This is a genomic window from Aquirhabdus sp. (genome assembly GCF_046462495.1).
GTDB lineage: Bacteria > Pseudomonadota > Gammaproteobacteria > Pseudomonadales > Moraxellaceae > Aquirhabdus.
Genome location: NZ_JBKGVE010000004.1, coordinates 235,111 through 256,501, shown reverse-complemented (window position 1 = coordinate 256,501; position 21,391 = coordinate 235,111). Strand labels below are relative to the sequence as shown.

The 21,391-nt window shown below is 50.4% G+C and carries 15 protein-coding genes and 1 pseudogene; 11 read left to right on the top strand and 5 right to left on the bottom strand.

Features of this window, described 5'->3' with window-relative positions; translation table 11 throughout:
• The first annotated feature begins 225 nt into the window (after positions 1–225).
• Positions 226–1,821 (top strand): 2,3-bisphosphoglycerate-independent phosphoglycerate mutase, encoded by a 1,596-nt coding sequence (gene gpmI, locus ACLHG7_RS04670; RefSeq protein WP_410209879.1) that lies wholly within the window; start codon positions 226–228, stop codon positions 1,819–1,821.
• Between the two features lie 193 nt (positions 1,822–2,014).
• Positions 2,015–3,529 carry a S41 family peptidase gene (locus tag ACLHG7_RS04665; RefSeq protein WP_410209878.1) on the top strand — a complete coding sequence of 505 codons (1,515 nt, stop codon included), beginning with the start codon at positions 2,015–2,017 and terminating at the stop codon, positions 3,527–3,529.
• Between the two features lie 50 nt (positions 3,530–3,579).
• On the opposite strand, the gene ACLHG7_RS04660 is transcribed toward ACLHG7_RS04665, so the two are convergent.
• Together ACLHG7_RS04660 and ACLHG7_RS04655 are read right to left on the bottom strand one after the other, a co-directional pair.
• Positions 3,580–4,173, bottom strand: a complete 594-nt coding sequence (locus ACLHG7_RS04660) for a hypothetical protein (RefSeq protein WP_410209877.1) — start codon at positions 4,171–4,173, stop codon at positions 3,580–3,582.
• A complete protein-coding gene (locus ACLHG7_RS04655; protein ID WP_410209876.1) occupies positions 4,148–5,659 on the bottom strand; it encodes a sigma-54-dependent transcriptional regulator in 1,512 nt (503 codons plus the stop codon). Before ACLHG7_RS04655 ends, ACLHG7_RS04660 begins: the two co-directional genes overlap by 26 nt.
• A 380-nt stretch (positions 5,660–6,039) precedes the next feature.
• Between ACLHG7_RS04655 and rsmH the strand changes: the two genes are divergently transcribed.
• From rsmH to mraY, 6 genes and pseudogenes are all read left to right on the top strand, one after another.
• Entirely contained in the window at positions 6,040–7,011 is a 972-nt protein-coding gene (rsmH, locus tag ACLHG7_RS04650) for a 16S rRNA (cytosine(1402)-N(4))-methyltransferase RsmH (RefSeq protein ID WP_410209875.1), read from the top strand.
• The gene (locus tag ACLHG7_RS04645) at positions 7,008–7,493 is read left to right on the top strand and encodes a cell division protein FtsL (RefSeq protein WP_410209874.1); all 486 of its coding nucleotides are present in this window, start codon (positions 7,008–7,010) and stop codon (positions 7,491–7,493) included. Before rsmH ends, ACLHG7_RS04645 begins: the two co-directional genes overlap by 4 nt.
• The gene (locus tag ACLHG7_RS04640; RefSeq protein ID WP_410209873.1) at positions 7,490–9,325 is read left to right on the top strand and encodes a peptidoglycan D,D-transpeptidase FtsI family protein; all 1,836 of its coding nucleotides are present in this window, start codon (positions 7,490–7,492) and stop codon (positions 9,323–9,325) included. Before ACLHG7_RS04645 ends, ACLHG7_RS04640 begins: the two co-directional genes overlap by 4 nt.
• 61 nt (positions 9,326–9,386) lie before the next feature.
• A complete protein-coding gene (locus ACLHG7_RS04635) occupies positions 9,387–11,000 on the top strand; it encodes a UDP-N-acetylmuramoyl-L-alanyl-D-glutamate--2,6-diaminopimelate ligase (RefSeq protein WP_410209872.1) in 1,614 nt (537 codons plus the stop codon).
• A 155-nt stretch (positions 11,001–11,155) separates the two neighbouring features.
• A pseudogene (murF, locus tag ACLHG7_RS04630) lies at positions 11,156–12,598 on the top strand (UDP-N-acetylmuramoyl-tripeptide--D-alanyl-D-alanine ligase); the annotation flags it as partial.
• Between the two features lie 113 nt (positions 12,599–12,711).
• Positions 12,712–13,794, top strand: a complete 1,083-nt coding sequence (gene mraY / locus ACLHG7_RS04625; protein WP_410209871.1) for a phospho-N-acetylmuramoyl-pentapeptide-transferase — start codon at positions 12,712–12,714, stop codon at positions 13,792–13,794.
• Positions 13,795–13,873: 79 nt separating this feature from the next.
• Here the strand turns inward: mraY and ACLHG7_RS04620 are convergent, their stop codons facing one another.
• Positions 13,874–15,496, bottom strand: coding sequence for a sensor histidine kinase (locus tag ACLHG7_RS04620; protein ID WP_410209870.1), 1,623 nt, complete (start codon positions 15,494–15,496; stop codon positions 13,874–13,876).
• Between the two features lie 45 nt (positions 15,497–15,541).
• Entirely contained in the window at positions 15,542–16,177 is a 636-nt protein-coding gene (locus tag ACLHG7_RS04615) for a response regulator (protein WP_114900810.1), read from the bottom strand.
• A 676-nt stretch (positions 16,178–16,853) separates the two neighbouring features.
• Here ACLHG7_RS04615 and ACLHG7_RS04610 point away from each other — a divergent pair.
• The 3 genes from ACLHG7_RS04610 to ACLHG7_RS04600 all read left to right on the top strand — a co-directional run bounded on the left by ACLHG7_RS04610 (position 16,854) and on the right by ACLHG7_RS04600 (position 20,623).
• Positions 16,854–18,023, top strand: a complete 1,170-nt coding sequence (locus ACLHG7_RS04610) for a serine hydrolase (protein WP_410209869.1) — start codon at positions 16,854–16,856, stop codon at positions 18,021–18,023.
• 355 nt (positions 18,024–18,378) lie between these two features.
• Entirely contained in the window at positions 18,379–20,055 is a 1,677-nt protein-coding gene (gene gshA / locus ACLHG7_RS04605) for a glutamate--cysteine ligase (protein ID WP_410209868.1), read from the top strand.
• A 58-nt stretch (positions 20,056–20,113) separates the two neighbouring features.
• Complete coding sequence (locus ACLHG7_RS04600) at positions 20,114–20,623, top strand: disulfide bond formation protein B (RefSeq protein WP_410209867.1); 510 nt, start codon at positions 20,114–20,116, stop codon at positions 20,621–20,623.
• Between the two features lie 163 nt (positions 20,624–20,786).
• On the opposite strand, the gene ACLHG7_RS04595 is transcribed toward ACLHG7_RS04600, so the two are convergent.
• Entirely contained in the window at positions 20,787–21,377 is a 591-nt protein-coding gene (locus ACLHG7_RS04595; protein ID WP_410209866.1) for a YidB family protein, read from the bottom strand.
• Positions 21,378–21,391 lie beyond the last annotated feature (14 nt).

Here is a 21,391-nt window from a genome sequence, read left to right as displayed (position 1 = left end):
AGGACGCGGCATTTTAGCAGTTTTTTCACACAAAACGGGAGTGTAAGCGACCTAAATCACTTCGATTCGAGAGGTTTTCTCATTTACAACTCTTTAACCGACGAACTTTACCCAATCTGCATCGGCTTAGCGTAAAATAGCACCACTTATGAATGATCTTTAGTATCGCCTTTCAGCGCATGATGACGACTGAATATTTTTTGATAGTCCTATTAGAGCCTAGTTATGACTGCTGCCTTAACCACAGAAACGAAACCTGAAGCCCATACAGAAACCACAACAACTAAAAAAGTTCCGCATGTCTTGGTGATTTTAGATGGCTTTGGTCATCGTGATGAGGTTGCAGACAATGCCATCCTTGCGGCAAAAACACCGCATATTGATGCCATCAAAGCCAAACACCCTCATGGTTTGATCTCTGGTTCTGGCGAAGACGTCGGTCTACCTGATGGTCAAATGGGCAATTCAGAAGTCGGTCATATGAGCTTGGGCTCAGGACGTGTGCTGTACCAAGACTTCACCCGCATTGCCAAAGATATCCGCGAAGGAACTTTCTTTGAACACCCGGTACTGACCAAAGCAGTCGATGATGCCTTGGCAAACAAAGGCGCCGTGCATGTGATGGGCTTGCTATCTGATGGCGGCGTCCACTCACATGAAGATCACCTCGTCGCCATGTGTCAGTTGGCCGCGCAGCGCGGTGCGACCGTGTATGTCCATGCCTTCTTGGATGGGCGCGACACCCCGCCAAAAAGTGCGGATAAATCACTGGCCAAGATGCAAGCGGCACTGGATGCGGTATCAACCCCTGAACATCCAGCGCGTATCGTTTCCTTGTGTGGTCGCTACTATGCGATGGATCGCGATGAACGTTGGGATCGGGTTGAATTGGCGTATCGTCTCTTGACCGAAGGCGTCGCAACCCGCCATGCCGATACCGCCGAAGCTGGACTTGAGCTGGCCTATGCGGCAGATGAAAAAGATGAGTTTGTAAAACCGACCAGCATTGGCGCACCCGTTCATATTCAAGATGGCGACAGCGTTGTGTTTATGAATTTCCGCGCCGATCGCGCGCGCGAACTGACCCGTGCATTTGTCGAAGATGACTTTACTGGCTTTAGCCGTAAAGCGCGCCCACAGCTTGCCAGCTTCGTGATGCTGACCCGCTACTCGGCCAAGATCAACGCACCAATTGCCTATCAACCGCTTGAAACGCATAACTCACTGGGTGAATACCTATCAACACTGGGCAAAACTCAACTCCGCATCAGCGAAACTGAAAAATATGCCCATGTCACTTTCTTCTTCAGCGGCGGTCGTGAAGATTTGTATGACGGTGAAAAACGCATCTTGATCAAATCACCCGATGTCGCCACTTATGATCTCAAACCTGAAATGAGTGCGTTTGAAGTCACCGATGAACTAGTCGCCGCAATTGAATCGGGTGCGTATGACGTGCTGATCGTTAACTTTGCCAATGGCGACATGGTCGGTCATACCGGTGTGTTTAGCGCAGCAGTGAAAGCGGTTGAAGCCTTGGACCTGTGTGTGGGCCGTGTCTACGATGCCGTAATCAAATCACACGGTCATATGTTGATCACAGCCGATCACGGTAACGTTGAGCAGATGATGGACTATGACAGTGGTCAGGTGCATACCCAGCACACCACCGAACATGTCCCGCTGATTTATGTTGGAGATGAGCGAGTTCAGGTTCGCACGGGCGGTATTCTTGCGGATGTAGCACCGACCATTCTAACCCTGATGCATTTGCCGATCCCTGCTGAGATGACCGGGAAAACGCTCCTTACCCCTGTGTGAACATGACCACTAAACATGCCTAAATTGTTTTGATTGCAGAGTACGCATTGAAATTGAATACGATTTAGGCATAAGCTCCAAGGGTCGCATGCTTTTGCATACCAGCGGTCATGCACAAAATATAAAAACCCTGGGGATGACCTGCTTTTAGAGAGGATGTCGACCCTATTCATTTTTGGGATGAGTGTTATCCATGATTTTGTTCGATGTGAATGATTTAACGCCATCCAATGAACAATATTTGACGTCCGTACCTCCCGTCAACACGGTGCCCGCAAAGCATAGTGCGGTAAAGCTCGCCCTTGCGCTCTCCCTCATACCGACCATTAATCTGGCATTTGCAGCACCCGCAGCGCCGACCACGACTACAACACCAATCTCTTCAAACACTGACGTGGACAATCACCCCCTGCCGATTGATGCTATGCGCCGTTTTGTCGACGTCTATGAAAAAGTACGCCAAAACTATGTGGAACCGGTGAATGATGATATGCTGTTCGATAATGCCTTAAGCGGACTACTGAACAAACTCGACCCCTACTCTGATTATTTAGATGCAAAAACTTACGATGCCATCGTCGATTTTACCGATGGTGAGATTGGACAAACTGGCCTCAGCATCAGCCCCGTCAACAATCCAGAGACCACCGATCAAACCACACCCGTCGGCACGCAAAGCGCACCACAGTGGCAAATCACCGCAGTACCTAAAGGCTCTCCAGCCGCCAAAGCAGGCGTACAAGTCGGTGATATCCTGCTGAAAATTGAAGGGAAAAGCGTTAAGACGTTGACCCAAAGTGATATCGAACAACAGTTGCGTGGTCCGCGCAATAGCGCTGTGCGTTTATCTGTCATGCAGCCTGGACGCCATGCGCGTGACATTCGCGTGCTATTGGCCATCCCAGAAGATAATGCGGTCAAAACCTTTATCCAGCCTAATGGTCTCGCCGTTTTACAGCTCCGTGCCTTTCAAACGCAGACTGGTGAGCAAATCAGTGAGTTCCTTGATCCGCTCTTTAAATCCGGCAAGTTAAAAGGCATCGTGCTCGACTTACGAGACAATCCGGGGGGGCTACTGACCTCTGCGATTGAAGTCGCCAACTATTTCTTGAATGATGGACTCATCGTCTATACCCAAGGTCGCGGTGAGCCGGAGAAATACTATCGTGTGGTAACTGCGGAACGCTATCCCGCGATTCCGGTCTCGATCCTGATTAATCACTATTCGGCATCGGCGGCAGAAGTGCTGACCGCCGCACTACGAGACCACCAACGTGCTACGGTATTTGGAGTGACCAGTTACGGAAAAGGGTCTGTACAAAAGATCTGGCCGATCGGCCAAGGACGCGCAATCAAAATGACCGTGTCACGCTACTTTACGCCCAATGGCCGCATGATTGAAGGTACAGGTATAGACCCTGATGTGATGATCCCAGAAGCGGAAAGCAAACCGATTAAGAGTACAGGCGATATCATCGACCCCAAAGACATTGCGCTGCAACAAGTCATCACTACGCTCGCCACCTCGCTCAAACTGAATGCACTGCCTGATGGCAGCAAAAAAGCGGATACTAAGGCCAGCGAACCCGCCAAGCCACTGCCTAAGCTTGTACCCACCAATATGGCCAATGGCAAAACGATGAGCCTTACTGGTGCACCCAAAACCCGCAGTAGCAATACACAGCCCGTCACTGAAAACGTTGAATAATAACGAAAGAGCAGACAAGTCGTTTTTTTATTTTTGACAACCGACCTGATCTACAGTGGGTTCGCCGCGCAGACAATTGCCAGATCCGCTAAAAACTTCATATTTTCATCCAGCTTTGCCGAAGCAGCCACATCCAGACGGGTTGCAGGCAAATTAGCAAGGCTTTCTGCCTGACGGTATTGAACACAGCTTGCTGCAATCTGATTCGCCAGTAGTTGGGCATTCGCCGCGCCCATATGTGCGGATGCCGCAAGCGCAGTACGTCCTTGCGACTCATAGAGTTCTGCGGCGGTTTGAAAGAGCTCGGCTGAGTGCTGATAGCCTTCGGTGGTTGCAGGTGGGGTTTGTAAATCTTGATAGCGTTTGGATTTATAGAGTTCAGCCAGCGCCCAATTGGCCTTGGCCTGACCGATCACATCCCCCGCTTCGGTATAGCCGTGCAGTGCACTTTGCAAGAAATGCTCAGCGGAATCGATATGCGCCGACTGGGCAAATCCAAGACCCTGATGCAACTGCTGATCCGCGGTCATCGGCTGTGGTGCTTGGCACGCCGTCAAGGCGAACATCAACGCAAGGCAAATCCCTCGACCAGCGACAGACACTCGTGCAAGCTTAGAATTAGGCGCTTTGGATTTCTTCATCATCGATATCGTCTTTATCAAGATCAGTGCCCAGACCCAGCTTCTTCAACCGGTAGCGCAGTGAGCGGAAAGACATGCCCAGTTTTTTGGCGGCGGCTGTTCGATTCCACAAACTGGCATCAAGCGCCTGCTGAATAATATGACGCTCAATATCTTGCAGATAAACCTCAAGACCTTCCGGCGGCAGATTTTTTAAAGAGGGGATCGCGGAAATCGTTGCAGCAGGCACACCACCATAGACCGCATTGCCCGTCGACACCTGACTGAGACTCGATAGACCCGAAACATACGAATCACTTACATCAGAAACACGCCCAATCTCTGCCAACTGATACGCGGCATTCAATTTCAAATGCTCAGGCAAAATCATGCCGTCATCACATAACGTCAGTGCGCGCTCCAGCGTATTTTGCAGTTCACGCACATTGCCTGGGAAAGCATAGGTCAGCAATTGCTGTTGTGCGGCTTTGGAAATTTTGGGCGGGGTGATGCCCCAGTCAGCACACAAACGCTGTAAGAAGGTATCTGCCAGCAACAAGATATCGTCGCCACGATCGCGCAATGGTGGGACTTGAACTTCAATGACATTAATACGATAGAACAAATCCTGGCGAAAGCCGCCTGCATTGACCTGTGCCTGCAGGTTCTTATGCGTGGCACTGAGCAAACGGATATCAACTGGAATTTCAGTCTGGGTACCAATCGGACGGACTTTCTTCTCTTGAATAGCGCGCAGCAGCTTGACCTGCATCGCCAGTGGCAGATCGGCAACTTCGTCCAAAAACAAAGTGCCACCATTGGCCGATTGAAACAGACCCAATTTATCTTCGGTGGCGCCAGTAAAACTGCCTTTTTTATGACCAAAAAATTCGCTTTCCATCAGTTCCGCAGGGATCGCACCACAGTTCACGGGAATAAAAGGACCGCTACTGCGTGGACTGAGCAAATGAATCAGACGCGCAACCACTTCTTTACCCGTTCCCGACTCACCGCTGATATAGACGGGCGCCTGTGAGCGGGCCAGCTTGGTCAGGGTGGTGCGCAGAGCCAGCATGACGGGCGCTTTACCGATCAGCAAACTCTCACTGAGCTGCGCTTCTTCATTGGCTGCAGCTGACGGTGCATTGACTTGCAATGCCCGCTCGACCAACACTCGTAACCGCGCCAGTTCCACTGGCTTGCTGACAAAATCAAACGCGCCTTTTTTCAAGGCATCAATCGCCACATCCATACTGCCATAGGCAGTAATCACGGCAATCGGCATATTGGGGTAATCACGCGCAACTTCACTGACCAGACTAAGGCCACTGCCATCAGGTAAATTCAAATCGGTGAGACAGAAATCAAAACTCTGCTTTTTCAATAAGCGTTGGGCATCTTTCAAGGTCGATGCCGTTTCTGCATCCACACCCATGCGCAGCAAGGTCAAGCGCATCAGCGTCAGCAAATCTTCTTCATCATCAACAATCAGCGCTATAGGACGTGTCACAAGAGAATCCTTTCAAAATAGAGTTTAGCCAGCACACATCACTGTGCGCACATGAAACGGCTATGGGGATAGCATCACCCAATGATCAGGCAATAGACGATATCCCCGATGAATATCGATATCCCAGCATGCTAGTGCATTTTATTTTAAACATGCAATCAATTTTTAACGCGCAATTTTAACGGAAGTGTCTTGACGCACCATCTGTCGCTGCGATAATGCTAGATTGTGTGACATGATACGGAGACTCATCCGTGCACATTCGCTATTATGGGTAATACAATATCGTGATCCACATCACAGGGTCAGGGTATTCATGGCGCGATTTCGCCCCTTGACTTGAAGTCACACACCATTTTTCTCAAAGGTAAGACAACCGCATGACAGAGGCAACAACACCGGCAACGACGACATCAAGCGAGTCAAGCGCCCATCTGTCAGTGTTACTTCATGAAACCATTGATGCCCTGCTGGCTGATCGCACCAGCGGTGTCTATGTAGATGCCACGTTTGGACGAGGTGGACACACCCGCGCACTGTTAGCAAAACTGGATGCAAACAGTCGTGTACTCGCCTTCGACAAAGATCCCGATGCACAGGCTGAAGGCGCACGCCTTGCTGCTATCGATCCTCGCCTGACGATGATCCATGCCAGTTTCTCCGACTTAAAAGCACAACTCCAAAAACTTGGTATTCCGCATGTCGATGGCATCATGGCCGATTTGGGCGTGTCCTCCCCCCAACTCGATGTTGCGGAACGCGGCTTTAGCTTTATGAATGATGGTCCACTCGACATGCGTATGGACAACAGCCAAGGCATCACTGCTGCCGATTGGCTCATGCAAATTGAAGAGTCGGATCTTGCCGATGTGCTCTATCAATATGGTGATGAACGCCATAGCAGACGCATCGCACGCGCGATTAAACTCGCTGGCCGTATGGAAACTACTGCTGAACTGGCTGAAGTAGTCAAGGTCGCCCACCCCAAATGGGAAAAGCACAAACATCCTGCGACACGCAGTTTTCAGGCGATCCGTATCGTGATCAATCGGGAACTGGCCGATTTAGATTTATTTTTACCGCAAGCGGTGGAGAGTTTAGTTGCGGGTGGACGCCTTGCCGTGATTAGTTTCCACTCGCTGGAAGATCGCCGCGTCAAACAGTTCATACAGCTTGCCTCTACCGCCAGTATCGAGAATTCAAGCTGGACACCGATGCCGCTGATTACCAAGACCAAAACTTTAAAGAAAATTGCACGTATCGCGCCCTCCGATGCCGAAGTTGACGCTAATCCAAGATCACGCAGTGCTTGGCTACGCGTCGCGGAACGCACCGATGAGGCGATCACATGAGTACAGCACGCCCTATGTCGACGAATCCTAGCACCCCTGCCAAAAAGACACCTGCGAATGCAGTTTACCAGCCTCGTATTGCCTTATTCGATGCCGTATTAGTGTCGCTACTGGTTGCAGGGATCATCGGCAGCGCGCTGAGTGTGGCGTTTCAAGTGCATGCGACTCGTCAAGAATTCAAAGTTTTACAAAAATCCAAGCAAGTGCGTGATCAACTTGAGGTGGAATGGGGTCGTTTATTGATTGAACAGCAGACCTTTGGCGCTACGACCCAGATTGGCAGTCGTGCCGTGATTTACCTGCATATGTTTTCACCGCCTGCCAGTCAAGTGATGACCGTGGACATGACTGATCACAACGCACAGACTACGGCACAGTTTTCCAATCCAGACAGTAAAGTCGTTGCCGCACCAGAATCGGCAGCCGCAGCAAACTTGCCCCCCGAGTCTCCACAGCCTACAGCGCAAGGAGACATGCCATGAAATCACCTGTAGTCGCATCACGGCGCACCGCCAATCGCCCCAGCAGTGTTTCACAGCGTTCAACCGTTGAGCGGGACAGTTGGCGATTCCGTATTCTATGGGGCGTTACGATTTTCATTTTTGTGCTCGTTATCGGACGTGCATTTCTGCTGCAAGTTGTACAGCACAAATTTTTGCAGGCCAAAGCCGATGCCATGGTCCTGAGTGTGGATACCATCCCCGCCCACCGCGGCATGCTCCTTGATCGTTTTGGCACACCGCTCGCCATCAGTACTCCGCTGACCACGCTGTGGCTGGACCCGAAGGAATACTTGCAACAAAAAGCAGAGATGGAAGACACTCAAGCCAAACTGCGTAAAGACCCGAACAGCAAATCGTTAAAACTGAAACTGCCCAAGACCAACTTCGATCTGGGGGCACTGGCGTTGGCGGTCGGTATTGATCCGAATCAGTTGAATGCCCAAATCCAAAGCAAACCCCGCTCACGCTATCTGTCGCTCAAGCGCCAGATGCGCCCGGAAGATGCCGATGTGGTGATGTCACGCAAATTCCAATCGGTCTACAAACAAACCGATTATCAGCGTTACTACCCACAAGCCCAGCCTAATGCGCAAATCCTCGGGCTCACCAACCGTGCTGGCAAAGGCATTGAAGGTCTTGAGGCCAATTTTGATGAGGCATTAACCGGTCATGATGGCAAAATGCGTGTCATGCATGACAAACAAGGCAATCGCATCAAAGATGTGGATCTGATCGAATCCGAACGTCCGGGTGAAGATGTCAAACTCAGTATTGACGGGCGTATTCAATACATCATGTATCGCGAGCTTGCGGCTTCAGGCATCGCCAATAATGCCCGTTCGGCCACCGCAGTTGCGCTCGACCCACAAACAGGTGAAGTGCTCGCCATGGCTAGTTGGCCGTCTTATAACCCCAACGACCCTGATGGCTTGAACAACAAAGACGCCATGCGGAATCGTGCGGTGATTGACAGCTTTGAACCGGGTTCGACCATGAAACCGTTCACCATTTCAGCAGCACTCGAATCAGGTAAATACCAACCCTTTACCCAGGTCAACACGTCGCCAGGCTCACTAACGATCGCTGGGCACACCATCCATGACCACGGCAACAACGGTATGCTGGACTTAAAGGGCATCATCGTTAAATCCAGTAACGTCGGTGCGGCCAAAATCGCCTTGTCACTCCCCAGCAATACCTTGCCGCTTTTTTATGAGCGCATCGGATTTGGTAAAAAAACCACACTCGGCTTTCCCGGTGAAAGCCGCGGTTTGATTCTGCCCGAAAAACTGTGGAATCCAGCCGAAGTTGCCACCATGTCCTATGGCTACGGGATTAACGTGAGTCTCATCCAACTGGCTCAAGGCTACGCCACGATTGCGGCGGGCGGTGTTCAGCACCCCGTCACCTTGCGCAAAGTTGAAGGAACTGCACCGGGCAAGCGTCTGTTTGATGAGAAAATTGCTTCTGAAGTCATCACCATGATGGAAGGGGTGACTGCACCGGGTGGTACCGCCAAACAAGCTGCGATTCCAGGCTATCGCGTTGCGGGTAAAACCGGAACGGCACATAAATTGCGTCCAGATGGTCGCGGCTATTCTGAAACCGAATATCGCGGACTGTTTGTCGGTCTAGCCCCTGCCAGCCATCCGCGCATCGTCATCGCGGTCGTGGTCGAAAACCCCGTTGGGCAATATTATGGCGGCTTGGTCGCTGCGCCGATTTTTGCCAAAATCATGACCGAATCCTTACGCCTCATGAACGTCCCCATGGATAAATCACTGGCGGTCGAAAAAAAAGCGGGTAAGTAAAGCTGGGAAATAAGCATAGCAATCATCGTGTAATGATCGGATGAGTGAACAGGAAAGCATGATGAGTAATGAGATCCAGAAGCAAGAACATCAGGCCGCAACTGAAGGGGTACTCCTCTCAGCACTGCTGGAAACTGGCCTCTTGCCAGAACCCTTAAACCCTGAGCTCGCCAAAGTCCGTATTCAATCCTTGGCGATTGATAGCCGTCAGGTTCAAGCGGGTACACTGTTCTTCGCCATCAAAGGCACTGCACCCACTGCAACGCTTGAAAGCTTGCACGGCAAGATCGCAACGTTCATTAAAAGTGCACTGGATCACGGTGCGGCGGTGGTCTTATCAGAGGTCAAACCCGATCTTTTGGGTCTGCAGGCGTCACAAATCATCTACGTTCCTCATTTGCGTCAGCATATCGGTGCCATCAGCAAACGTTTTAACCAATTGACGCGTCCTGTGCAAACCCCACTCCGGGTTGCTGCCGTGACGGGCACCAATGGCAAAACCACCGTGACCAGGCTACTGGCCGAACTCCTAACCCTTTCAGGACAACGCAGCGCGGTACTCGGAACCACAGGCAACGGTATCTTGCCCAATCTCGTTCCGTCCAGCCACACCACCGTCGATGCCCTACAACTGCAAAATAAACTGCATGACTATGCCGAGCAAGGTGCAATCTTTGCCTGCTTGGAAGCCAGTTCACATGGTCTAGAGCAAGGTCGCCTTGCAGCCACCCCCATTGAAGTCGCCATCTTTACCAATCTGACGCGTGACCATCTGGATTACCATGGCACCTTTGAAGCCTATGCTGCAGCGAAGGCGATCCTCTTTGATCCGGCACACTTTCCCGATTTAAAATACGTGGTGATCAATGCCAACGATTCTGCCAGCGAGCGCATGCTCAGTAACTTATCGACCGATATCGTGGTCTGGCGTTACGCCACCAACCTGTCGAATGCGGAAAGCAAACCTGATTTCTATGTCTTAAGCTCAACCTTCAGTCTAAAAGGTGCCATCCTTGAGGTGCAAACACCGTTTGGGATAGTCACACTGCATAGCCCACTGCTCGGTCGTTTCAATGTTGCCAACTTATTGGCGGCTGTGGCTGGTGCTTTGGCATTGGGTTTAACGTTGCCAGAAATCGTCAGTGCCGTGCCCCAGATCGTTGGTGCAGCGGGGCGGATGCAACTCATTGCAGATGAATCACTGTTGTTGATTGTGGACTATGCTCACACGCCCGATGCCATCACCCAAGTATTGGCAAGCCTTAAACCCCATACCGCAGGCTCACTCACCTGTGTTTTTGGCTGTGGCGGGGATCGGGATCGCGGCAAACGTCCACTCATGACCCGTGCTGCACTAGAGGCGGCGGATCGTGTCATCGTCACTTCAGATAATCCACGCACTGAAGCCATCGATGCCATCATTGCCGATATGCTGCATGGCTTAAGTGCGGCAGAGCTTGCACGAATTACTGTTGAACCTAATCGCCGACAAGCCATCCAGTTGGCAGTACGGGATAGTCATGCCGGAGATGCGGTTGTTGTCGCCGGAAAAGGGCACGAGGACTATCAAGAAATCGACGGTGTCCGCCATTGGTTTGATGATGCCGTTGAGTTGGCTCAGGCACGACAAGCCCTGCTTGCATTGCCGAACACATCAGATGCAGCTCAAAATTAAACCATGATATAAAGCCTGAACGGATAAAATCACAAAATACGCGAGAAGTCGTCCAACCCAAGACTAGCAAAATAGGGGCTAATCAAGGACAATTCAGACCTATTAGATAAAAGCGATTCAGATATTTTTATTCTTTTTGAGACGATTGATTTTACATGACAGACTTATCAACGCCACCAGATACTTTGCCGCTTTGGACGGCTACAGCACTCGCAGCAGCGACTGGCGGCACATGGCATGGACTACAGCCAGATCATACTCCTTCAATCGCTCGTATTATTTCCAATACCCGTCAAATTCAGGCACAAGATGCATTTCTGGCACTGATCGGTGAACGCTTTGATGCGCATGACTTTGCACAGGATGCTATTGCCAAAGGTGCAGTAGCACTGATTGTTTCACGCCTGATCCCGGATGCATCCGTACCGCAACTGCTGGTCGATGATACCCATCTGGCCTTAGGCCGTGCAGGTGCAGCTAGGCGGGCATCCTTCCCCACGCTGCAGACCACCGCACTCACGGGTTCGAGTGGCAAAACTACCACTAAAGAAATGCTGGGCAGTATCCTGCGCGCCCATTCAAGTAGCGCGGAAGTATTGGTCACTCGGGGCAATCTGAACAACGATCTGGGCGTACCCATGATGCTGCTCGAACTGACGCCACAGCATCAGTACGCGGTCATGGAGCTCGGTGCCAATCATCTGGGTGAAATCGGCTATACCACCGCCATGGTTAAACCCCATGTGGCTGGCGTACTGAATATCGGCACCGCTCATGTCGGCGAGTTTGGCGGACGCGCGGGTATTGCGCGCGCCAAATCAGAGATTTTTCTAGGCCTAGATCGTGATGGCATTGCCATCATCCCTGCACAAGGGGATTTTCATGACGTCATTGCTGAAGCCGCGAAATCGTTTAGATCGATTCGCTTTGGCGGAGATGCCGGCAATAGCGACGTTTATGCCAGTGATATCCAGTTGCTGCCGACATCCAGTACCTTTACCTTAAATGCTTCACTGTCGACGGATCAGCAGAGCATCACTGTCCATCTGCCTTTTGCCGGTGCACACAATGTTGAAAATGCCCTCGCCGCAGCCGCATTTGCACAGGCGTTAAATATTCCGCTGACCACCATTGCCGCAGGTCTGGCAGAGGCACAAAGCACCAAAGGTCGCCTGAATTTTATTCAGCATACCTTAGCCGATACCCAACTGACCCTGATTGATGACACCTATAACGCTAATCCCCATTCGATGCGTGCAGCGGCTCAGGTTCTCACCGCACAGGCAGGCGCACGCCTTATGGTGTTGGGCGATATTGGAGAGCTCGGTGACAGTGCGGCCACGGAACATCGTCTACTGGGTCACGATCTCGCCAAGCTGCCATTGGATGCTGTGTTTGCTGTCGGTCAATTTGCACAGGATACGACTACCGATATTCAAGGCAGCCCGGTTCAGACTCAAGCCTTTACCAATAAAGACCAACTCTTTGTCAGCCTCACCGAATGGCTTCAGCAACAGCGCGATGCCAAACAAACCCAAATTACGATCCTGTTTAAAGGATCGCGTTCCACGCAAATGGAAACGCTCATCACCTCTCTTGAGACGTTCTTAAATGAAGAGCGTTTACAACAAGACTTAAAACAAGAGCATGACTTGCCGGCGACTTCGCCCAAGCACCTGACAACCGACCCCGCTGTAACGGAGACACGCTAATGTTACTTTTGCTGTTTAATTTTTTGGGGCAATTCCAACGTACTTTTTTAGTCTTTGATTATTTAACAGTTCGTGTCGTGTTTAGCATCCTGACCTCTTTAGGTTTAAGCCTACTGATTGGTCCCGCCATGATTCGCCGTCTGCATGCCCTGAAATATGGTCAAGCCGTGCGGAACGATGGTCCACAAACCCATCTGGTCAAAACTGGTACGCCCACCATGGGCGGGATCCTAATTTTATTCAGCATCGCGGTGAGCACCTTACTGTGGTGTAATCTGTCTAATCCTTATGTCTGGATTGTGCTTGGTGTGATGGTGGTCTTTGGTACCGTCGGCTTTATGGATGACTGGCTCAAGATCAAGCATAAAAATCCCAAAGGGCTATCCGCCAAGAAAAAATACTTCTGGACCTCGGTGGGTGCTCTGGGTGCAGGGATCGCCTTGTTCTATCTGGCCAAATCCCCAGCCCAAACCGATCTGTTGCTCCCCTTCCTCAAGAACTACTACATTCCTCTCGGTGCGGGTTTTATTATCTTCACGTATTTGGTGATTACGGGCAGCAGTAATGCCGTTAATCTCACCGACGGTCTAGATGGCTTGGCGATTATGCCTGTAGTGCTGGTCGCAGCGGGTCTTGGCGTCTTTGCCTACCTATCAGGCAACGTTGGATTTTCTCATTATTTGCACATCCCTTATATCGCCGACAACAGTGAGCTGGTGGTGATCTGTGCGGCAATGGTCGGCTCTGGGCTTGGCTTCCTCTGGTTCAACGCTCATCCCGCGCAAGTCTTTATGGGTGATGTCGGTGCGCTGACCTTGGGTGCGATGCTTGGTGTGATCGCGGTCATGGTGCGTCAAGAAATGGTGTTGGCAATCATGGGTGGTTTGTTTGTTGCCGAAGCCATCTCAGTTGTACTACAAGTCGGTTCCTACAAACTGCGTAAGAAACGTGTGTTTCGTATGGCACCGCTGCACCATCACTTTGAAGAGCTGGGCTGGCCTGAGACCCGTGTGGTCGTGCGCTTCTGGATCATTACCATCATGCTGGTGTTATTGGGTCTGATGACCTTAAAGTTCCGCTAAGAAGCCCAACCTGCAAAACTTGCGTCAACAAAAAAAGCCTACTCTCTCGTAGGCTTTTTTTTATGCGCAACTTGCGTTTCTATACGCCAAAGGAGATACGAAAACATGCGCCTTTCTCTTGGGGCACACACCATAAGGACGCGCCATTGGCCTCGCAAAATGCCCGCGACAGATAGAGTCCCAACCCCGTCCCGCCTGACTCCGTGGTGAAGAACGGCTCAAATAAAGAGCTTGTCACATGCGCAGGAATGCCTCCGCCTTGATCCACGACATCCAACATCACCAAACCCGACTCCAAGGTTTTGACTCGGAACAAGACTTTGGGCTGTTCATGTTTTTTACTGCCATGATGCAAGCCATTATTGACCAGATTGGTCACGACCTGTTCCAGTTGCATCGGGTCAAAGCTGACATGAAGTTGCGTAACCTCGGGGTCCAACAGCTTGATACGCAGTTGTTCCGCACTATAGGTCTGTGAATTAATGCGCTCAGTGGTATTGGGAACGAAATCGCGACAGAACTCATTTAACCACCCCAAAAGCTCAATTGTTTGCGGCTGGGAGGTATTACGTCGGGACAATTGCAAGATGTCCTCGATCATACGATTGAGGCGTACACTTTGCTTCTGAATCATGGCCAAGAGCGCGCGCTCATCGGGCTGAGTAATCGTCTCGGTCAAGAGTTCACCCGCCTGACTAATCGCGGCTAGAGGATTACGAATTTCGTGCGCGATACTTGCAGTCAAACGTCCGAGTGATGCCAGTTTCAATTGCTGAGCTTGCTGATTGGCTCGACTTAGATTTTCCAGAATTACCACGGTGGGTGCGGTTTGCATGGGCTTGATGTGTTGGCTAAGTACGGTCTGGTCAAGGGTAATCAACTGTACGCTGAGTGCTACCCCTTTTTCATCCGCAACCATGATAAATGGCGTGAATTGTTCGCGGGACAATGCCGCATTGATCTGCTGATCCAATACCGTGGACAGTTGCGACAGGGTCCAGCCTTTTTCTGCATCTGGCTGGTGTAGCCATTGGCGCGCCGCATCATTGATCAGCATGATGTCCTGAAACTGATCCAGAACCAGAATCCCAGTATGCATCTGCTGAATAATATGCTGATTGATCGCTTGAAACTGGGCCGCATGCTCGCTCTGGATCTCCGCCTCTCGCTCAACCACTCGCAGACGACGCGTAATCAACTGTCCAAGCAAGGATGTCGCCACAAAACTGACCGCCAACAGTCCAACTGAACTGGCCATTTGCAACTGGCTGCCTTGCAGTAGGGAAAAGTACAACTGCTGGTAAATGACGGCCAGTGCAGCGAGCAGCGCAATCACCATCGCACGGCCTTGCGTAAGTAAAACACTCGCCGCCATCACCACCACCAGATACAGCATGGACAATTGCAGACTCGGTCCACCATTGGCATACAGCATCAAGGTCATCGCTGTGACATCGATCACCAGCATTAAAAAGAGCTGGGTATCCTCATAAACGGGCCAGTAACGCAGCAACAAATAGCCCAGCAGTGTCGCAACGCAATAACTGGTTATGGTTTGCAGGTAGAGTTCAGGATCATTTGCACCGAGAATCGAATTATTTTGCGCCAGCAGAAAAAGCATGATCAAGAAAAATGACAGCGCAATCCGATAACAGGCATAAATAACATTGATACGCTGTTGAGGCACACTTGCAGACGGCATAGACATCACCGAAGAATGAATAATAGAATCAAGTCCGACTGATGTTTACGGCGTGATCAACCGATAGCGCATCGCCAGATGGGTCAGTTTCACATCACTATCAATCTGCAGTTTCTCAAAAATGCGGTAGCGATAGGTATTTACCGTTTTAACACTGACGAACAAGCGATCGGCAATCTCTTGCGCGCTGACACAGTTCACCACCATCATGGCGACTTGCATCTCACGCTCAGACAATAAATCGAACGGTGAGTTTTGTTGATCAGATAAATAACTCGATGCCAACTGCTCAGCAATATCCGCACTGAAATATTTACCACCCTGCATAACTTTACGAATGGCGCGCACCATTTCATCAAGCGGTGCGCCTTTGGTGATATAGCCACTGGCGCCTGCTTTGAGTAATAAAGAAGGATACGGTTCTTCACTGAGTCCACTGACCGCCAAGACTTTGATGCCTGTGACCGATTGAATCAATCGCCGTGTCGTTTCTACGCCACCAATGCCGGGCATGTTGACATCCAGAAGCACGACATCAGGTTGATGCTGACGCGCAAGCTCAATGGCCTGCTCACCAGATTCCGCCTCACCAACCACCTGAATCTCCGGGGTATCCACCAGCATCCGGCAAATGCCAGTGCGTACCAGTTCGTGATCATCTACCACTAAAACTTTGATCAATTGTGCCTCTCCATTTGCATGACTTTCAAATACCGCCATTTTTGATGAGCTTGTATTGATCAAAATGACCCTGTTTAGACAGTCCATTGTGAACAAATCGGCTGTTTCAAAAAATTATTGTTCTAATCGGATTTCTTTGTTTATCCCAGACGCAATATAGCACCACCATCCATCAATTATCTATGCTATCGCCGACTTAATCCGCATGATTTAAGTGGTGTAACGATACAATCCATGACCTCGCGTTTACATGTCATCTGCTTAAATCATTTCATGATGTATTATTTTGCAGATTGTAGTTGATATTCGACTCAGTTGTATGCTATTTAAGCAGCATTAGATGCGATTTGTTTCATGAAACAAACATTGTGTAAAAGTGCTTCATGTAACAATACTGATTAAACGTCTCTCCCGCGGAGGCGGCAGCAAAAAACGCAAGACAGCGCAACGTGCGCTCAGCGTTTTTTTTGTGATGGATCACAACATAATCTGATGACGTAACCTATACACCTCACCAGCAGAGTTCATGAATGGAAGTCCCTATTCTGTCGGGCTTCATACTGCATTTTCTGGTGCTAGACACTTGTTTTTAATTGATTAGACGGAATCTATAGAGTAAGAGCAGATCAAATGTGCGGCGACCTATAGATGATGTTTTTGCAAGGAACTGAAGCCCATGAACACGCCTTTATTGCAAGATGCAGCAACACTTCCGGGCAGTATTGCTGGTCAACTCATTGATCGTGGTCAAATCACGCGCCCGTTGCTCCGTGGCACTGTAGCCTTGGGGCTAATCTCTTGGCTCTTTGCAGCACAAGCACACGCCAACTTACAGATTAGCCAAAGTACGGTCCATCCAACGGCTGCGAACAATGGTCAGATCACGTGGTCCGATGATTCCAATAGTCGTGCCAGTCGTCTGATGCATAACGACAGCGATGAAGATGATGATTCACCGCCAGCCAGTTTAACGGTTGATATTCGCACCCTACCCAAAACACCCGTCAGCCGATCTGGATCGCTATCGGGACTGATCGAGAGCGTACGCGACAAAGTCACAGGCAATACCAGCGATACACAAACCGCACTGTCATTGAATGCCAATGCTGCGCTGGTAATGGACAGTAATACCGGTGAAGTGCTGTATGGTAAAAATGTGGACCTCGTCCGCCCAATGGCCTCAATCACCAAGCTGATGACCGCGATGGTCACCTTGGATGCACGCATGCCGATGGATGAAAAAATTACCCTGCAGCCTGAAGACTTTGAAGGACCGAAAAGAGCCAGCTCAAGTCTACGTCCTTTCCAGACCTATAACCGTGCAGAAGTGTTGCTGCTTGCACTGATGAAGTCTGAGAATCCCGCCGCTGCAGCACTGGCACGCACCTATAGTCAAGGTCGCACCAGCTTTATGGCGCATATGAATAGCAAGGCCAAGACTTTGGGCATGAACACCGCATTCTTTGGTGATCCGACTGGTCTGGACAACCGTAATTCAGCCTCACCGCGCGACTTGGCAAAAATGGTGAAAGCCGCTTATGAGTATGAAGTGATTCGTCGCTTTAGTACCACAGCTGAGCATGATTTCTTCAATGACAATGGCATCCTGCATGCACGCAATACCAATGCTCTGGTCCGCGAAGGACAATGGGATATCGGTCTGTCCAAAACTGGATATATCAGTGAAGCAGGTCGCTGTGTCGTGATGCAGGCTCGTGTTAACCAACGTCCCACAGTGATCGTGCTGATGGATGCCCAATCCTCACAAGGACGCACGGGCGATGCGAACCGCATCATGTCTTGGCTGGGTAATATCTTCCAAGGCAATGCGTCAAACGCCAATTAAGACCTCGTCAAGCTTTAACACGTCTAGCTTCATCATCTTGGTGAGGCTAGACGCTTCTTCTAAAAAACACCTTCATAAATAAACACTCCCTCTCTATTTTCATGCGCATCACCTTGCATTCATTCCCATCGCCTCAAAATAAACCATGTAGTACACTCGTTTGAGACTATCCGTAAAGTCGCCAGTGTAATATGCTTTGCAGTTCTAGATGTTTAAACGATTTGATAACAGTCGCATGAATCCTTTGATCAGAAGCGATTGAATGCTTTCACCTTTGCCTTTAGGCATGCATGATCCGATTGGTCTGATTCAGACCAGACTGGACGATATCCATGAACACGATGAGTGAACCACAATGAGTGAATCGATGGCCAATCAGACCACCACAGAACAATCACCGATTATTCCCCAGTGGCTAAAGCCTGAACACCTCAAAGGCATGAAACGCGGTATCGAAAAAGAATCGCTACGTATGCAAGCCAATGGTCATGTCGCACAGACCGATCATCCTGCACAACTGGGCTCCGCACTCACTCATCCACGGATTACCACGGATTATTCTGAAGCCTTGCTGGAGCTGATTACACCGCCTTGCGACACGCCGCAAGCCGCGCTGGATTGTCTACGCGATTTGCATCAGGTCACAGCACAAGCATTGCCTGAAGGAGAAACCCTCTGGCCACTGTCCATGCCGTGTATGCTGGATAAAGACGAGGAAAAGATCCGCTTAGCCGCCTATGGCTCATCGAATTTGGGAAAATTTAAAACCCTTTACCGTCGAGGCTTGGGTGTGCGCTATGGTCGTCGTATGCAGACCATCGCCGGGATTCATTATAATCTCTCCTTCCCCACGACCTTATGGCAAGCATGGCAGCAAGAACTGGCAATTCATCCTGTCAATACCAATCCGACTTATGATGCCGAATGCACTCCGGCATCAACAACACCTCTATCCCTGCAAGACTTTGCCAGCGAAAAATATTTCGGTTTAATCCGTAATTTTATCCGCATGACACCGATGGTTATTTATTTGCTGGGTGCCAGCCCTGCGGTTTGTGCCTGTTTCTTAAAAGGCCGTGAGCATCATTTGCAGCAACTGATGGATGGCACCTTGTACTTACCCTACGCCACAGCGTTACGAATGGGCAAACTAGGCTATCAAAACAATGCACAGCGAAGTCTTGGCATTCACTATAACTGTCTGCGGGCGTATGTCGCGGGACTCAAGCGGGCAATTGGTGATGTCTACCCCCCATTCACCACGCTTGGACTGGATGATGCACAAGGTCAACCGCTGCAAATTAATGACCACATTCTGCAGCTTGAGAATGAATACTATAGCCTGATCCGTCCTAAGCAAATTGCTGAAGCCGGTGAGACGCCCTCTGCCGCATTAGCAGCACGCGGCGTGGCCTATGTCGAACTGCGTGCCGTAGATCTGGATCCGTTTACCGATGTCGGAATCAGCTTGGCGACCGCCAGCTTCTTAGAGGTACTTGCGCTGTACTGCCTGCTCTCACCGAGCCCGCTCTTGCTATTTGGTGAAGAAGAACGCATCGCGCGCAATCAAGCACGCGTTGTGGATCAAGGACGTCTGGCAGGTTTGGCCGTCGAAACAGCAACTGGTGAAGAAGTGTTTAGCACGTGGGTTGCTCAGCACTTAAGCGCCATGCTGCCTGTCGCCGCACTATTGGATAGTGCACACGGCGGGAGTGACTATCAAGACAGTCTGAAGGTTATGCAAACCCGTCTGGATCATCCTGAGCAAACCCTGTCGGCGCGTGTCTTGGCCAAAACGGAATCCAAAGGCATCTGGCGCTTTGGCTACGAACTGGCTCAACAATACGGCACCCAGTTTAAAAATCTTCCCCTACCTGAATCGGTCGCGGCGGAATACGCAGAGTTCGCAAAACAATCAAGAATACAACAGAATGCCATCGAAAATAGCGATACGATCAGCTTCCGCGAATATCTTGAACGCTGGCGTACTGTGCCCGTTTCTGACGCTGAAAAGATCGTGCAGAATGCTTAATTGCACGCTTAACCTTTAATCCGTAATCGATGCATTCGTATTTTTGAGGACTACCGCTATGGCCCGACGCAGCACACAGGGACTGAGTTATCGACGTGTCAGCTTTGGTCTATTTTTAGCCAGCGTTGCGGGCATGGGTTTCGCGCTCTATCTTCAGCATTTCCAGCATCTTGATCCCTGCCCGCTGTGTATTTTTCAGCGTATCGGCTTGATGATCATGGGCATCGTTGCGCTGATTGCCGCGCTACACAACCCCAAGAGTCTATTTGGCCGCCGTTTCTATAGTCTGCTCGCCACACTGGGCATTTTATGGTCAGTAGGTGTTGCTGGGCGTCATGTTTGGCTACAGCACTTGCCGCCACAAGATGTCCCCGCCTGTGGTCCTGGCTTAGACTACTGGCTACAGGTCTTCCCACTGCAAAGCGTTGTACAGAAAGTACTCCATGGTTCGGGTGAATGCGCCAAAGTGGATTGGACATTACTCGGCTGGTCCTTGCCGCATTGGGGATTGCTGTTCTTTACCGGATTATTGCTCATCAATCTTTGGCAACTGACCCGTCGTAGCTGATACATATTTTTTATCGCTCCCTGAACATAAAAAAACCGCCCAAACAGGACGGTTTTTTTATGGCTTATAGCTCTGGCCTCAAGTCAAGCTCATCAGCAATCCAGACTTGAGGAATTACAGCCCCTCACCGCAGAGAGGACAAAGTAGCCAAAGCCTCAACCGCTTATTTACCAAACAAACCACCGAGCTGACCTAAGATCGCACCGATTTCATTGTCTGCGGCACCTGCGGTTGAGGTATCGCCATTCGGTGTTAATTGATTGATCACATGGGGCAGCAGTGAAGCCAGTCCATTTTGCACGGCTTCCGGGCTCACGCCAACTTGTGAGGCAACTTGTGCAATTTGATCCGCACCGAAAACCTGACCCACCGCTTGTGGATCAACAGGGTGATTCTCACCACCGCCAATCCATGATTGCGCTTGAGCACCTAGGCCTGAATTAGACAAGGATGACAGTACATTACCGATACCGCCTTGTTGCTGTACCCAGCCCAAAACCAACGGTAATAACGCAGCCAGTAACTGAGGACTGTTACCCCCTAGACTAAAGCCACCACTTTGACCATCCGCTTGCGCAGGTTGTTGTCCGCCACCAAGCAAACCACCCAATAGACCACCTAAACCACCTCCGCCAGCCTGTTGCTGTTGTCCGCCCAGCAAACCACCCAGTAAGCCCCCTAAACCGCCCTGTTGGCCGCCTTGTGCAAGCGCTTGCTGTGCAATTTGACCGACTAATCCGTCTAACATTCCCATGATGATCGTCCTAT